Source organism: Streptomyces bungoensis (assembly GCF_001514215.1).
GTDB classification, from domain to species: domain Bacteria; phylum Actinomycetota; class Actinomycetes; order Streptomycetales; family Streptomycetaceae; genus Streptomyces; species Streptomyces bungoensis.
This window is the reverse complement of sequence record NZ_KQ948876.1, coordinates 89,494-105,811: the sequence shown is the minus strand read 5'-3', so window position 1 is coordinate 105,811 and position 16,318 is coordinate 89,494. Positions and strand designations below refer to the sequence as shown.

General features: G+C 72.5%; 9 protein-coding genes. 8 read left to right on the top strand and 1 reads right to left on the bottom strand.

Annotation, left to right across the window (positions count from 1 at the left end):
- The coding region (locus tag AQJ66_RS33975; protein ID WP_079060582.1) for a DEAD/DEAH box helicase at positions 1 to 2,477 on the bottom strand (2,477 nt) is incomplete at its 3' end.
- An 82-nt stretch (positions 2,478 to 2,559) separates the two neighbouring features.
- Here AQJ66_RS33975 and bldG point away from each other — a divergent pair.
- From bldG to tmk, 8 genes are all read left to right on the top strand, one after another.
- Positions 2,560 to 2,901 carry an anti-sigma factor antagonist BldG gene (gene bldG / locus AQJ66_RS33970; RefSeq protein WP_010986038.1) on the top strand — a complete coding sequence of 114 codons (342 nt, stop codon included), beginning with the start codon at positions 2,560 to 2,562 and terminating at the stop codon, positions 2,899 to 2,901.
- Positions 2,902 to 3,053: 152 nt separating this feature from the next.
- Positions 3,054 to 3,488 carry an ATP-binding protein gene (locus AQJ66_RS33965; RefSeq protein WP_061929864.1) on the top strand — a complete coding sequence of 145 codons (435 nt, stop codon included), beginning with the start codon at positions 3,054 to 3,056 and terminating at the stop codon, positions 3,486 to 3,488.
- Positions 3,489 to 3,784: 296 nt separating this feature from the next.
- The gene (locus AQJ66_RS33960) at positions 3,785 to 6,193 is read left to right on the top strand and encodes a sodium-translocating pyrophosphatase (protein WP_061929862.1); all 2,409 of its coding nucleotides are present in this window, start codon (positions 3,785 to 3,787) and stop codon (positions 6,191 to 6,193) included.
- Between the two features lie 213 nt (positions 6,194 to 6,406).
- Complete coding sequence (locus AQJ66_RS33955; RefSeq protein ID WP_061929859.1) at positions 6,407 to 7,009, top strand: hypothetical protein; 603 nt, start codon at positions 6,407 to 6,409, stop codon at positions 7,007 to 7,009.
- A gap of 119 nt (positions 7,010 to 7,128) precedes the next feature.
- Entirely contained in the window at positions 7,129 to 8,658 is a 1,530-nt protein-coding gene (locus AQJ66_RS33950) for a DUF7059 domain-containing protein (protein ID WP_425264326.1), read from the top strand.
- Positions 8,659 to 9,354: 696 nt separating this feature from the next.
- Entirely contained in the window at positions 9,355 to 9,552 is a 198-nt protein-coding gene (locus tag AQJ66_RS39175; protein WP_061929856.1) for a hypothetical protein, read from the top strand.
- A 258-nt stretch (positions 9,553 to 9,810) separates the two neighbouring features.
- Positions 9,811 to 12,645, top strand: coding sequence for a type I DNA topoisomerase (gene topA / locus AQJ66_RS33940; protein ID WP_061929853.1), 2,835 nt, complete (start codon positions 9,811 to 9,813; stop codon positions 12,643 to 12,645).
- Positions 12,646 to 12,861: 216 nt separating this feature from the next.
- Positions 12,862 to 16,185: a dTMP kinase gene (gene tmk, locus AQJ66_RS33935; RefSeq protein WP_061929850.1), complete on the top strand. Its 3,324-nt coding sequence runs from the start codon at positions 12,862 to 12,864 to the stop codon at positions 16,183 to 16,185.
- Positions 16,186 to 16,318: the final 133 nt, after the last annotated feature.

The window sequence follows — 16,318 nt, the reverse complement described above, 5'->3', positions numbered from 1 at the left end:
CCGCCCGCCGGTGCGTCGTCCGGCTTCTCCTCCGGAGCTCCTCGCAGCAGCACCGTGAGGAGCCGTACCGCCCCCCTCTTGTGCAGCGGATCGTTGCCGTTGCCGCACTTGGGGGACTGGATGCAGGAAGGGCAGCCGGCGTCGCACTCGCAGGAGGCGATGGCCTCGCGGGTGGCGGCGAGCCAGGCCCGGGCGGTGTGGAAGGCACGCTCGGCGAACCCCGCCCCGCCGGGGTGCCCGTCGTAGACGAAGACCGTGGGCAGGAGCGTGTCCGGGTGCAGCGGGACCGACACGCCGCCGATGTCCCAGCGGTCGCAGGTCGCGAAGAGGGGCAGCATGCCGATCGACGCGTGCTCGGCGGCGTGCAGGGAGCCGCCGAGGATCTCCGGGGTGATCCGGGCCTCGTCCAGCTGGTCCTCGGTGACCGTCCACCACACCGCGCGCGTGCGCAGCGTACGAGGAGGGAGGTCGAGTTTCGTCTCGCCCAGCACTTCACCGGTGATCAGCCGTCTGCGCAGGAAGGAGACCACCTGGTTGGTGACCTCGACGGAGCCGAGGCAGAGGCGGCCGGAACCCCACGGGATCTCGGTGTCCGTCTCCAGGATCGCGATCGACGTGGTGTCACGCGCGACCGTCGAGTACGGCGGCTCGGCCTGCTCGACCAGGGCGACCGAGTCCTCCAGGTCGAGGGAGCGCACCAGGTAGGTGCGGCCCTGGTGCAGGTGCACCGCGCCCTCGTGGACGGTGGAGTGGGCCGCGCCCGCGTCGACCGTGCCGAGCAGGCGGCCGGTGCCGGTCTCCACGACCTGCACCGGGCGCCCGCCCGCGCCGCGGATGTCGGTCAGGTCGGCGGCCCGTTCCCGGCGCGTCCAGTGCCAGGCGGTGGCCCGCCGGCGCAGCAGCTTCGCGGCCTCCAGCTGCGGCAGCACGTCCGCGCAGGCGGGGCCGAAGAGGTCCAGGTCCTCCTCGGTCAGCGGTATCTCCGCCGCCGCGGCGCACAGGTGCGGGGCGAGGACGTAGGGGTTGTCGGGGTCGAGCACGGTGGATTCCACCGGACGGCCGAACAGGGCCTCGGGATGATGGACGAGGAAGGTGTCCAGCGGGTCGTCGCGCGCCACGAGGACCGCCAGGGCGCCCTGGCCGGAACGGCCCGCGCGGCCGGCCTGCTGCCACAGGGAGGCGCGCGTGCCCGGGTACCCGGCGATCACCACGGCGTCCAGGCCGGAGACGTCCACGCCGAGCTCCAGGGCCGTCGTCGCGGCCAGGCCCAGGAGTTCCCCGGAGTGCAGGGCGCGTTCCAGGGCCCGGCGCTCCTCGGGGAGGTAACCGCCCCGGTAGGCCGCGACACGCCGGGCCAGAGAACGATCGACCTCGGCGAGCCGCTCCTGGGTGATCACCGAGATCAGCTCGGCGCCGCGCCGGGAGCGGACGAAGGCGACCGAGCGCACGCCCTGCACGGTGAGGTCGGTCAGCAGGTCGGCGGTCTCGGCGGTCGCGGTACGCCGAACGGGTGCACCCCGTTCTCCGTGCAGTTCGGTGAGCGGGGGCTCCCACAGGGCGAAGACGAGCTCCCCGCGCGGCGAGGCGTCGTCGGCGACCTCGACCACCGGCACACCGGTCAGCCGGCGGGCGGCGACGGCCGGCTCGGCGGCGGTCGCCGAGGCCAGCAGGAAGACGGGAGAGGCGCCGTAGCGGGCGCGCAGGCGGCGCAGGCGGCGCAGCACCTGGGCGACGTGCGAGCCGAAGACGCCCCGGTAGGTGTGGCACTCGTCGATGACGACGTACTTCAGGGCCTTCAGGAAGGAGGACCAGCGCGGGTGGGAGGGCAGTATCCCGCGGTGCAGCATGTCGGGGTTGGTGAGGACGTAGTTGGCGTACTGGCGGATCCACTCCCGTTCCTCGAACGGGGTGTCACCGTCGTACACGGCCGGGCGTACGGCGGTGCCCAGGGGTTGTGCCAGTTCCTTCACCGAGCGGCACTGGTCGGCCGCCAGCGCCTTCGTGGGCGCCAGGTAGAGGGCGGTGGCTCCGCGGCCGTTGGGGGCCTCGGAGCCGTCCAGGAGGGTGGACAGGACCGGTACGAGGTAGGCGAGGGACTTGCCCGAGGCGGTGCCGGTGGCCACCACCACGGAGTCGCCGTCCAGGGCGTGCTCGGCGGCCAGCGCCTGGTGCGCCCACGGGTGCTCGATGCCGCACGCCTGGACGGCCGCGATCACCTCCGGCCGAATCCGGTCGGGCCAGAGGGCATGGCGACCCGCCCGCGGGGGCAAGTGCTCCGTATGAGTGATGCGCGCAGCCCGGCTCGGCCCCGAGGCCAGCCGGTGCAGGACCGTGCCCGGAGACGGGCGGGACGCCGGGTCGGCCGGGGGTCGATCGGATCGGTGATTCTTGGCCATCGGGACCGAGTGTGTCACTGGCGTGACGGACAATGGAGCCAAGGCGTCGTGCACGCCTGCCGGTAAGTGATTGAATGCCATCGCGGCTGGCGATGCGTCCCGGGGGCCTTAAGCCGAGGTGTTCCGAGGGGCGACCGCTCGATAGCAAGGTGCTGGAGGATCCGTGGACCTGTCCCTGTCGACCCGTACCGTCGGCGATCGTACGGTCGTCGAGGTCGGTGGCGAAATCGATGTATACACCGCGCCCAAGCTGCGCGAGCAGCTGGTCGAGCTGGTGAACGACGGGAATTTCCACCTCGTCGTCGACATGGAGGGCGTGGACTTCCTCGACTCCACCGGGCTCGGCGTGCTCGTGGGCGGCCTGAAGCGGGTGCGTGCCCATGAGGGCTCGCTGCGCCTGGTCTGCAACCAGGAGCGCATTCTGAAGATCTTCCGTATCACCGGCCTCACCAAGGTGTTCCCGATTCACACCTCGGTCGAGGAAGCGGTGGCGGCCACCGACTGACCGAGGGTCGTGCGCCGCGTCCGGGCCGTGGGCCCGGACGCTGCCCGGCCCCGTCCCGGGCCGGTGTGCCCGGGGCCCAGAAGTTCATCAGGGGGTGCGGGCCCATGCGTGGCCCCGCTCCCCGAAGCGCACGCCCGTAGCGAGGGGGATGCATGGCCACCGTCGAACTCCGCTTCAGCGCGCTGCCCGAGCACGTCCGCACCGCCCGGCTGGTGGCGGCGGCGGTGGCGCGCAGGGCCGGAGTGGACGAGGCCGTCCTGGACGAGGTCCGGCTCGCCGTGGGCGAGGCCTGCTCCCGCGCCGTCGGCCTGCACCGGAGCCATGAGATCACCGCGCCGGTGAAGGTGGCGCTGATCGAGGAGGAGAAGCAGTTCTCCATCGAGGTCGGCGACGAGGTCCCGCACGCCCCCCACACCCCGGGCGAGTCCGGGGCCGCCGAGGACGGTGACGGTGACGTCGAGGAGGACGAGATGGGCCTCGCGGTCATCAGCGGCCTCGTGGACGACGTGGAGGTCACCTCCGGGCGGGACGGCGGCCTGATCCGGATGACATGGCCGACCGCGCCGCCGGCCGTCGCACTCGCCTGACCCCCGCGCACAGCGCATCGAAGGGCCCTGCTGAGCAGGGCCCTTCCTGCTGTTTCCGGCGACACGCCGAATTCGTGAAGCTATTCACGATCAATAGCCTGATAATTTGATCAAGCATCAATCCGGCCGTCAATGCCTTTGAGGCATTACCTCTTTCGGGTCCATGGCGGGACCTCGATCATTTGCTGATGAGGGACAGGAAGACCAATTCCGTTTGCCGTACTCTGTTTAGATCACCCACAGGTACCTAGAATCCGTCCACATCTTGAGCTCAGCCCAAGCGTCAAGGAGGACGAATGGCGGGGCTTTCTACCCCTCATCAGTTGGGCCACCCCACAACCCTCGCGGCAGCGGTCCTGACGGACGACAACCGGATCATCGTGGCGGTGATCGCGGCCGTCGCTCTGGCCGCGCTCGTGGTCGCGGGCGTCCTGGTACGCCAGGTGCTGGCAGCGGGCGAGGGCACCGACAGCATGAAGCAGATCGCCGAGGCGGTCCAGGAAGGTGCCAAGGCGTATCTCGCCCGGCAGCTGCGCACGCTCGGCGTATTCGCCGTCGTCGTCTTCTTCCTGCTCATGCTGCTGCCCGCGGACGGCTGGAATCAGCGTGCCGGACGATCGGCGTTCTTCCTGATCGGCGCGGGGTTCTCGGCGGCCACCGGTTATATCGGCATGTGGCTCGCCGTACGCAGCAATGTGCGCGTCGCCGCGGCGGCCCGTGAGGCCACCCCGGCCGAAGGTGAACCGGAAAAGGATCTCACCACCGTCTCGCACACCGCTATGAAGATCGCATTTCGCACGGGCGGCGTCGTCGGCATGTTCACGGTGGGGCTCGGCCTGCTGGGCGCCTCCTGCGTGGTGCTGGTGTACGCGGCCGACGCGCCGAAGGTGCTCGAGGGCTTCGGCCTCGGCGCCGCCCTGATCGCCATGTTCATGCGTGTGGGCGGCGGCATCTTCACCAAGGCCGCCGACGTCGGCGCCGACCTGGTCGGCAAGGTCGAGCAGGGCATTCCGGAGGACGACCCGCGCAATGCCGCGACCATCGCCGACAACGTGGGCGACAACGTCGGCGACTGCGCGGGCATGGCGGCCGACCTGTTCGAGTCGTACGCCGTCACCCTGGTGGCGGCACTCATCCTCGGCAAGGCCGCCTTCGGCGACTCCGGACTCGCCTTCCCGCTGATCGTGCCCGCCATCGGCGTGCTCACCGCGATGATCGGCATCTTCGCGGTCGCCCCACGGCGCGCCGACCGCAGCGGCATGACGGCGATCAACCGCGGCTTCTTCATCTCCGCGCTGATCTCCCTCGCCCTGGTGGCGACTGCGGTGTTCGTCTACCTGCCCGCGAAGTACTCCGACCTCGCGGGTGTCACCGACGCGGCGATCAAGGGCAAGGACGGCGACCCGCGGATCCTCGCGCTGGTCGCGGTGGCCATCGGCATCCTGCTCGCCGCCGTCATCCAGCAGCTGACCGGCTACTTCACCGAGACCACCCGGCGCCCGGTCCGGGACATCGGCAAGACGTCCCTCACCGGTCCGGCCACCGTCATCCTGGCCGGCATCTCGGTGGGCCTGGAGTCGGCCGTGTACACCGCCCTGCTCATCGGGCTCGGCGTGTACGGGGCGTTCCTGCTCGGCGGCACGTCGATCATGCTGGCGCTGTTCGCGGTCGCCCTGGCCGGCACCGGCCTGCTCACCACGGTCGGTGTGATCGTCGCCATGGACACCTTCGGGCCGGTCTCCGACAACGCCCAGGGCATCGCCGAGATGTCCGGTGACGTCCAGGGCGCCGGGGCGCAGGTGCTCACCAACCTGGACGCGGTCGGCAACACGACCAAGGCCATCACCAAGGGCATCGCCATCGCCACCGCCGTCCTCGCGGCGTCGGCGCTGTTCGGGTCGTACCGCGACGCGATCACCACCAACGTGCAGGACGTCGGGGCGAAGCTGACCGGTCCGGGCTCCCCGCTGAGCCTGTCGCTGGACATCTCGCAGCCCAACAACCTCGTCGGCCTCATCGCGGGCGCCGCGGTCGTCTTCCTCTTCTCCGGACTCGCCATCAACGCCGTGTCCCGGTCCGCCGGTTCGGTGGTCTTCGAGGTGCGGCGGCAGTTCCGCGAGAAGCCCGGGATCATGACCTTCACCGAGAAACCCGAGTACGGCAAGGTCGTCGACATCTGCACCAAGGACGCCCTGCGGGAGCTGGCCACCCCCGGCCTGCTCGCCGTCATGGCGCCGATCTTCATCGGGTTCACGCTCGGCGTCGGCGCGCTCGGCTCGTATCTGGCCGGCGCGATCGGCGCGGGCACGCTGATGGCGGTGTTCCTGGCCAACTCCGGTGGCGCCTGGGACAACGCCAAGAAACTGGTGGAGGACGGGCATTACGGCGGCAAGGGCAGCGAGGCCCACGCGGCCACGGTGATCGGCGACACGGTCGGCGACCCCTTCAAGGACACCGCCGGCCCGGCGATCAACCCGCTGCTGAAGGTCATGAACCTGGTCTCGCTGCTCATCGCGCCCGCGGTGATCAAGTTCTCCTACGGCAGCGACAAGAACCTCGGCGTACGGATCGGTGTCGCGGTCTTCGCGCTGCTGGTGATCATCATCGCGGTGTACGTCTCCAAGCGGCGCGGCATCGCCGTCGGGGACGACGAGGAGAGCGCCGAGGGGGTCTCCAACTCGGCCGACCACGCGGTGGTTTCGTAGACCTTCTCCGGAAGGCCTGGTCAACGGGCGGACGGGCGGTGCGTTCTGACGCGCCGCCCGTCCGCGTGCAGGGGGCGTGCGGTGTCTTCGTGAGCCTTCTCTCCCATGGTGCGAAGAGTCACAAAAGCTGACTTTCCCGGTCTTCGGCATGGGGGAGGCGTCGGTACCCCGTGTAGATTCCGGGGGCCGAGAGCCATGGAAGGGACCGATCCGGTGAACAAGAAGCTCGCGGCCGCACTGTCCGGCGGTGCGGTACTGGTAGTGGCGCTGTCGGGATGCAGCAGCAGCAGTAAGGACAGCGGCCCCGACCCCAAGCTGGTCGCCTGGGCCAAGACGGTGTGCGAGGCGGTGCCCGCGCAGGACGCGAAGATCAGGTCGGCGAACGCGTCCATAGCGGCGATCGCCACCGACAGCAACCTCCCGCCCAAGGACGCCCAGAAGACGTACGCGCAGGCCTTCCAGGACATGGCCGACGGCTACAAGGCGCTCGCCGACGCCATCAGCCACGCCGGGGCGCCCCCCGGGGTCAAGGGCGGGGCCCAGCGTCAGCAGGACGCCGCCAAGAACCTGGCCGGCCTCTCCACGGCGTACGTCGACCTGAAGAAGAAGGTCGACGGACTCGACACCAAGGACCAGGGCAAGTTCGCCCAGGGCCTGCACGACGTCGCCGACCAGACGAAGGAGATCGGCAAGCAGAACAACAGCGGCACCGAGGCGCTGAAGAGGCTGGAACAGGGCGACGTCCAGGAGGCCATCGCCAAGCAGCCCAGCTGCAAGGTCAAGGCGTCGTCGTCGGCGCCCGCCACGAGCGGCTGACGACGGGCGGCTGACAGGGGCGGGGCCGTCCGCGGGCCGGTGGAGCCGCGCGGAGGAGCCGCGCGGGGACCCTTCGACGGGCCGTGCCGGGGCCGCCGCGCGGGCCGCCGCGGGACACAATGGACGACGTGACTGACTCCGGCTCCGCCCCCCTGCCCGCCTCCGACCGGCCCGACGTCGCCGCACGGCTGCGAGACGCCCTGCTGGCCGCCTCCTTCACCGCCGACGGGCTGCTCGACCTGCTCGGCGCGCCCGCCTACGCCGCGCTGGCCCGCAGCGAGACCGTGCCCGCGCTCCGGGCGACCCGCGGCGACACGCCGCTGGAGACGCTCGTACGGCTCCTCCTGCTCCAGCAACCGGTGCCCCATGCGCGCGTGGCGGACGTTCTGCCGGTCGAGGAGGCCCTGGAGGCCGGGTGGCTCGCGCGCGTGGGCGGCGACGAGGTCGCCGCGACCGTGGACGTGCGGCCCTACGGCGGTCCCGAGGGCGAGGACTGGTTCATCGTGTCCGACCTGGGCTGCGCGGTCGGCGGCGCCGGCGGCATCGGCCGGCGGAACGAGGAAGTGGTCCTGGGCGTCGGCGGCGCCTCCACCACGCTCGCCGGCATCACCGTCCGCACGCCCGTCGCCTCCGCGCTCGACCTCGGCACCGGCTCCGGCATCCAGGCGCTGCACGCCTCCCGGCACGCCACGCGGGTGACGGCGACCGACGTCAACCCGCGCGCGCTGCACATCACGGCACTCACCCTCGCGCTCTCCGGCGCGCCCGCCGCCGACCTGCGCGAGGGCTCGCTGTTCGATCCGGTCCGCGACGACGAGACGTTCGACCTCATCGTGTCCAACCCGCCCTTCGTGATCTCGCCGGGCGCCCGGCTGACGTACCGCGACGGCGGCATGGGCGGGGACGATCTGTGCCGCTCGCTCGTTCAGCAGGCGGGGGAGCGGCTGCGCGAGGGCGGGTTCGCGCAGTTCCTCGCCAACTGGCAGCACGTGGCAGGGGAGGACTGGCAGGACAGACTCAGGTCATGGGTGCCGCGCGGGTGCGACGCCTGGATCGTGCAGCGCGAGGTGCAGGACGTCACGCAGTACGCCGAGCTGTGGCTCCGGGACGCCGGTGACCACCGCGGCGACCCGGCGGAGTACCAGGCGCGCTACGACGCCTGGCTCGACGAGTTCGAGGCGCGCAAGGTCAGGGCGGTCGGCTTCGGCTGGATCACCCTGCGCAGGACGGGGGCGCAGGAGCCGTCGGTCACCGTGGAGGAGTGGCCGCACCCGGTCGAACAGCCGCTCGGGGAGACGATCCGGGCGCACTTCGACCGTCTCGACTACCTCCGGGAGCACGACGACGCGGCCCTGCTCGAAGGCCGCTTCCGGCTGACCGCCGAGGTGGTCCAGGAACAGGTCGGACTGCCCGGCGCCGAGGACCCGGAGCACGTCGTGCTGCGCCAGCACCGCGGGATGCGGCGCGCCACGAAGGTGGACACGGTCGGCGCGGGCTTCGCCGGCGTGTGCGACGGCACGCTGAGCGCGGGCCGCATCCTGGACGCCATCGCCCAGCTCGTCGGCGAGGACCCGGTGCGGCTGCGCGACCGCACGCCCGCGCAGATCCGTCTGCTGGTCGAGCAGGGCTTCCTGGAGCCCGCGGGCTGAGCCGCCGGGCCCGGAGACCGGCGAGCGCGCCTCGGCCTCGGCGTATCCGACCGGCGTCGCGGACGCACCCGGAATCGCGCGGCGACGGTGCCGGAGCGCGTGGCGACCGGGCCGGAGTGCGTGGCGACCGGCCGGAACGAGCGGTGACCGGGCCGGAGTGCGTGGCGACCGGCGGGAACGAGCGGTGACCGGGCCGGAGTGCGTGGCGACCGGCCGGAACGAGCGGTGACCGGGCCGGAGTGTGTGGCGACCGGCCGGAACGAGCGGTGACCGGGCCGGAGCCGTGGCGACCCGGCCGACGCGTGGCGACCCGCCGGAACGCGCGGCGCCCCGGCCGACGCGTGGCGACCCGCCGGAACGCGCGGCGCCCCGGCCGGAACGAGCCCACGGGCCCCGGCGCCGTGTCCGGGCCGCCCGGGCCCCCGGGCCTCGCGCCCGCCGTGTCCGTAGCCGGGCTCCGCGAGCCGCCGTACCCGCGTCCGGAACGCCGTCGTATGCCGGTGGCACGGGCCCGGGCGCGCCGGTTCCGGTAAAACGGCCGGAAAAATACGGCCGGGGGTGAGGAGGCCGTGTCCGATCACACGTCCGGAGTCGTGCCGGTCTCCCGTTCACCCCGATGTCGCCCGCCCGTCTCCCCCGCGTGCCATCCTCCCCGCGCTGGGTACGGGTGGCGGCACGGAAGGGGCGGGCGGGGCCATGGAGAGTGGGCCGGCGATCTTCGCAGGGGTGGTGTTCGCCCTGTTCGGAGCCGCTCTGCTGCTCTGGACCGGCACCCGCGTGCACCGGCGTCTGCCGGTCGCCCACGATGTGAGCCGGGTCGCATCGGCGACCCTCGCCGGCGGTGCCGGAACCCTGGCGCTGGCCCTCGGCGTGTACTGCCTGACCCGCCTCTGACCGCGGGGGCCGTACGGTCGAACGAGTAAGGGGAGCGTCACGCTCCGGACAGGGGCGGGGGGACTGGCGCGGACTCCGGGCGGCAGGAATACCGGTAGTCGGGTTACCGTTCGAGTGGCCGTTGTGGGCTTTTCCCGTTTGACACGGGGGCGGGATGTACCGTCACACTCCGCAGCGTCACACGAGCCAGAAGCACGCCGCGACCCCGGGACGAAGACCCTGGGGAGGCCCCAGCGTCGACCGGAGAGAAGAGCCAAGTTGTCCCCGACCAGCGAGACCGCACAGGGCGGCCGCCGACTCGTCATCGTCGAGTCGCCTGCCAAGGCGAAGACGATCAAGGGCTACCTCGGCCCCGGCTACGTAGTCGAAGCGAGCGTCGGGCACATCCGCGACCTTCCCAACGGCGCCGCCGAGGTGCCCGAGAAGTACACCGGCGAGGTCCGCCGCCTCGGGGTGGACGTCGAGCACGACTTCCAGCCCATCTACGTCGTCAACGCGGACAAGAAGGCGCAGGTCAAGAAGCTCAAGGACCTGCTGAAGGACTCCGACGAGCTGTTCCTCGCAACGGACGAGGACCGGGAGGGCGAGGCCATCGCCTGGCACCTCCAGGAAGTCCTCAAGCCGAAGATCCCAGTCAAGCGCATGGTGTTCCACGAGATCACCAAGGACGCGATCCGGGAGGCCGTGGCCAACCCGCGCCAGCTCAACCAGCTGCTGGTCGACGCCCAGGAGACCCGCCGCATCCTCGACCGCCTCTACGGCTACGAGGTCTCGCCGGTCCTGTGGAAGAAGGTCATGCCGCGCCTGTCGGCCGGCCGCGTGCAGTCCGTCGCGACCCGGCTCGTCGTGGAGCGGGAACGCGAGCGCATCGCTTTTCGTTCCGCCGAGTACTGGGACCTGACGGGCACGTTCGCGACCGGCCGCGCGGGGGACCCGTCGGACCCGTCGTCGCTGGTCGCCCGTCTGCAGACCGTCGACGGCAGGCGGGTCGCGCAGGGCCGCGACTTCGACTCCCTGGGACAGCTCAAGGGCGCGAACACCCTCCACCTCGACGAGGCGACCGCCCGCGGCCTCGCCGCCGCTCTGGAGAACACCCGCTTCTCGGTGCGCTCCGTCGAGTCCAAGCCCTACCGCCGCTCGCCGTACGCACCGTTCCGTACGACGACGCTGCAGCAGGAGGCCAGCCGCAAGCTGGGCTTCGGCGCGAAGGCGACCATGCAGGTCGCGCAGAAGCTGTACGAGAACGGCTACATCACGTACATGCGTACGGACTCCACGACGCTGAGCGACACCGCCATCACGGCGGCCCGCGCCCAGGTCACGCAGCTGTACGGCGCCGACTACCTGCCGCCGCAGCCGCGCACGTACGCCGCGAAGGTCAAGAACGCGCAGGAGGCCCACGAGGCGATCCGCCCCTCGGGTGATCGTTTCCGCACCCCGGCGGAGACCGGCCTGACCGGTGACCAGTTCAAGCTCTACGAGCTGATCTGGAAGCGGACCGTCGCCTCCCAGATGAAGGACGCGACCGGGAACAGCGTGACCGTGAAGATCGGCGGCACCGCCGCCGACGGCCGCGACGTCGAGTTCAGCGCCTCCGGCAAGACGATCACCTTCCACGGCTTCCTGAAGGCCTATGTCGAGGGTGCCGACGACCCGAACGCCGAGCTGGACGACCGCGAGCGCCGGCTGCCGCAGGTCGCCGAGGGCGACGCGCTGTCCGCCGAGGAGATCACGGTCGACGGCCACGCCACCAAGCCCCCGGCCCGCTACACCGAGGCATCCCTGGTCAAGGAGCTGGAGGAGCGCGAGATCGGCCGCCCGTCGACGTACGCGTCGATCATCGGCACGATCCTCGACCGCGGCTACGTCTTCAAGAAGGGCACGGCGCTCGTCCCGTCCTTCCTGTCCTTCGCCGTGGTCAACCTCCTGGAGAAGCACTTCGGGCGGCTCGTCGACTACGACTTCACCGCCAAGATGGAGGACGACCTCGACCGCATCGCGCGCGGCGAGGCCCAGGCCGTGCCGTGGCTCAAGCGCTTCTACTTCGGCGAGGGACTGGGCGGCGTCGGCAGCGCGGCCGAGGCCGGCAACGGCGACGGGGACCACCTCGGCGGCCTCAAGGAGCTGGTGACCGACCTGGGCGCGATCGACGCGCGCGAGGTGTCGTCCTTCCCGGTGGGCAACGACATCGTGCTCCGCGTCGGCCGCTACGGCCCCTACATCGAGCGCGGCGAGAAGGACAGCGAGCAGCACCAGCGCGCGGACATCCCGGACGACCTGGCGCCCGACGAACTGTCCGTCGAGCTGGCCGAGGAGCTGCTGGCCAAGCCGAGCGGCGACTTCGAGCTGGGCACCGACCCGGAGACCGGCCACCAGATCGTCGCCAAGGACGGCCGTTACGGCCCGTACGTCACGGAGATCCTCCCCGAGGGCACCCCGAAGACCGGCAAGAACGCGGTCAAGCCGCGCACCGCCTCGCTCTTCAAGTCGATGTCCCTCGACACGGTGACGCTCCAGGACGCGCTGAAGCTGATGTCGCTGCCGCGTGTCGTCGGCACCGACGCCGACGGTGTGGAGATCACCGCGCAGAACGGCCGCTACGGCCCGTACCTGAAGAAGGGCACGGATTCGCGCTCGCTGCAGTCCGAGGACCAGCTCTTCACGATCACGCTGGAGGAGGCGCAGGCGATCTACGCCCAGCCGAAGCAGCGTGGCCGGGCCGCCGCCAAGCCGCCGCTGAAGGAGCTGGGCGAGGACCCGGTCTCCGGCAAGCCGGTCGTGGTCAAGGACGGCCGCTTCGGCCCGTACGTCACCGACGGCGAGACCAACGCGACCCTGCGCTCCGGCGACAGCGTCGAGGCGATCACTCCCGAGCGCGGTTACGAGCTGCTCGCCGAGAAGCGGGCGAAGGCGCCCGCCAAGAAGACCGCGAAGAAGGCGACCGCCAAGAAGACCACGGCCAAGAAGGCCGCGCCGGCGAAGAAGACCGCCGCCAAGAAGACGGCGGCGACGAAGACGACGGCTGCCGCGAAGAAGACCACGGCGAAGAAGACGGCCGCCAAGAAGGCGACGGCTTCCGGCACGGGCGACTGACGGCGCAAGACCGGCGACGGAGGACCGAGCGAGCGGATGAGCGTGCGTGGCCGCTGGGCGACGCGCGCTCATCAGCCGTATCCGCACGGCGAGTTCACACCTCCACCCGGCGCCCGATGTGCGAATCGAACGCCCCGGCATCGCTTTGGTGTCGGGGCGATCGCTTGTGCGGCACGGACCAGGTGTGGGGTCAGCGGCTGCGGATAGTCTGAACGCATGACGCGAGCCGAGCAGCCTACGGCGGCCCACACCCCCGAAACGCCACCCGCCGCAGAACCGGACGACGCCCTGATCGCGGACTCCCGCGAGCGCGCCGTCCGCTCACTGCTGCAACGACCGCAGCTGCGGCGCCTGTGGAGCGCGCAGCTCGTCAGCGGTGTCGGTGACACCCTGGCGCTGCTGGTGCTGGTCCTCCTGGTCCTGCAGACGTCCATCGCCGAAGGCTCCTTCGGCGGTGGGTACCGGGGAGTGGCCTTCGCGGTGGCGACCGTCTTCGCCGCCCGCATCCTGGCCACGCTGCTCTTCGGCGCCGTCCTCCTCGGCCCGCTGACCGCGCTCACGGCGCACGGCGGCCCGCTCGACCGCCGCTGGACCATGGTCGGCGCAGACGGCGTGCGGGCCGCGCTGCTGATCGTCGCGCCGCTGTGGATCGACTGGACCCCGGACGACGCGCTCGCGCTGCTGCTCGTCACGACCTTCCTCACCGGCGTCGCCGAGCGGCTGTGGACGGTGTGCCGGGAGAGCGCCGCCCCCGCCCTGCTGCCCGCCCCGCCGCCTGAGGGCGCGACGGTACGGCCGCTGCCGGACCACATCGACGCCCTGCGCCGGCTCGCGCTGCGCACGAGCTTCCTGGCCATCCCGCTCGCGGCCGCCGCCCTGGTCGTGGCCGCCCTGCTGAACAACCTGCTCGGCACCGGCGTGGCCTGGTTCGACCAGCACAAGGCGGCCCTCGCCGCGTACGTGGCGGCAGGGCTGTTCGCCGCGTCCCTGTCGGTGCTGGTCTACCTGGAGCTGCCCGGCACGCCCACCCCGCGCGCGCGGTCGCCGCTGGAGGGCCTGCGCCGCCCGCGCACCGGCGCCGGCGTCGACAAGGGCCGCACCGGCGCGATCCCGCTGCTCGTCCCGGCCTGCGCCGCCGTGGCCGGGGCCATCTCCACCGCGGTCGCGGTGTGCGTGCTGCACGCCAAGGACCTGGGCGGCGGCCCGGTCCTCTACGGCCTGCTCGTGCTGGGCCTGACCGGTGGTGTCGCCGTCGGCATCCGTACGGCGCACTCGGTGCTGCCCTCGCTCTCGCGCCGCAGGCTCCTCGCGCTGGCGATCGCCTTCACCGGCATCGCCCTGCTGGCCGCCGGGCTCGTCCCGGACGTCACCACCGTGCTGCTGCTCGTCACCCTGGCGGGAGTGTCCGCGGGTGTCGCCGCCAACACCGGGCACGCCCTGCTCGACCAGGAGACCGAGGAGTACCGCAGGGCCCGCACCACCGAGCACCTGCACGCGGTCGTCCGGGTCTTCATAGCGCTCGGTGCCCTGATCGCCCCCCTGGTCGCGGCCCTGATCGGCCCGCACCGGCTGGAGAACGGCCGGTTCGTCTTCGCGCACGGGGGCGCCGCCTTCACGCTGATGCTGGTCGGGGCGCTGCTGCTGCCGGTGGCCGCCCTGGTCCTCGCCAAGGTCGACGACCGCTCCGGAGTCCCGCTCCGCCAGGACCTCAAGGACGCGCTGCTCGGCGGCGACGACCCGGCCACCGCCCCGGCGGCGAACGGTTTCTTCATCGCCCTGGAGGGCGGCGACGGCGCCGGCAAGTCCACCCAGGCCGAGGCCCTCGCGGAGTGGATCCGCGCCAAGGGCCACGAGGTCGTCCTCACCCGCGAGCCGGGGGCCACCCCCGTGGGCAAGCGGCTGCGCTCGATCCTGCTGGACGTGTCCTCGGCGGGCCTGTCCCACCGCGCGGAGGCGCTGCTGTACGCCGCCGACCGCGCCGAGCACGTCGACACCGTCGTACGGCCCGCCCTGGAGCGCGGCGCGGTCGTCATCTCGGACCGCTACATCGACTCCTCGGTGGCCTACCAGGGCGCCGGGCGGGACCTGTCCCCGACCGAGGTCGCCCGCATCAACCGCTGGGCGACCCACGGGCTCGTCCCGCACCTCACCGTCCTGCTGGACGTCTCCCCGGAGACCGCCCGCGAGCGGTTCACCGAGGCCCCCGACCGGCTGGAGTCGGAGCCGGCCGAGTTCCACGCGCGCGTGCGGGCCGGTTTCCTCACCCTCGCCGCCTCCGACCCCGGCCGCTACCTGGTCGTGGACGCCGGGCAGGAGCCCGAGGCCGTCACCACCGTGATCCGGCACCGGCTCGACACCGTGCTGCCGCTGTCCGAGGCCGAGGTCAAGGCCCAGGAGGAGGCGCGGAAGAAGGCCGAGGAGGAGGCCCGCCGCAAGGCCGAGGAGGAGGCCGCCCGCAAGGTCGAGGAGGAGCGACTGGAGCGCGAGCGCCAGGAGCAGCTCGCCCGCCTGCGCGCCGAGGAGGAGGAGCGCAAGCGGCGCGAGCTGGAGGAGGCCCAGCGCCGCGAGGCCGAGCGGCAGGCGGAGGAGGCCCGGCAGCGGGCCGCGGAAGCCGCCCGGCGCGCCGAGGAGGAGCGGCAGCGGCTGATCGCCGAGGAGAAGGCCCGCGCCGAGGAGGAGGCCCGCCGCAAGGCCGAGGAGGAGCGGCGCCGCAGGCAGGCCGAGGAGGAGGCCCGGCTGCGTGCCGACGAGGAGGCCCGGCAGGCCAGGCTCCGCGCCGAGGAGGAGGCCCGCCGCCTGGAGGCGCAGCGCAAGGCCGAGGAGGCCCTGCTGCGCGCCGAGGAGGCCCGCCGCCAGGCGGCCGAGGCCGCCGCGGCGGCGGATGCGGCCGCTCTCCGGCCCAGCGCACCGCGGCCGGCGGTGCCGGGCGGGACGCCGGAGCAGACCGGGGCGGGAGCCGGGACGAAGGCCGTCCCGCCGGGCGCCGACGAGACGGTCCCCACCCCCGTGGTGTCTCCGGACGCGGAGGAGACGGCGGTGCTGCGGGGGGTGCGCGAGAAGCTGGCCGGTGACAAGCGGAAGGCCCGGAGCGTCCCCGACAACGAGGTGACTGCCGAGCTGCCGCAGCCGCCGGTGCCTTCGGGCGCGGCGGACGAGACGGCCGTGCTGCCGCCGGTGCCTTCGGGCCCGGCCGACGAGACGGCCGTGCTGCCGCCGGTGACTCCTGGTGCCGCCGATGAGACCGCCGTGCTGCCGCCCGTACGCGGGGCCTCCGCGGCGGACCGCGTGCCGGCCGGGTTCTTCCGGGACGAGCGGCCGGCCCAGGACCCCGACGGCGAGGACCGCACCCGCGAGATGCCGCAGCTCGACGCCGACGGCACGCCGCGTCGCCGTCCGCGTCCCGACTGGGCCGAGGAGACCCCGCTGGACGACCTGCCGACGCTGGCGGACGAGCTGCTGGGGTCGCACGACGAGGGGCAGTACGGCGAGCCCGGCGAGGACCAGGGCCGCCGGGGCCGGGGCCGCGGCCGCCGCGGCTGACCGGGCAAGCACGTCGGCGCCCGCCGGAGGACTGCGTCCCTCCGGCGGGCGCCGCGCCGTTCCCGCTCCGTCCCGGGCCCCGGTTGTCAGTCCCCACCCGCACAATGGATCCCGGAACGCGCAGTGTGACGGA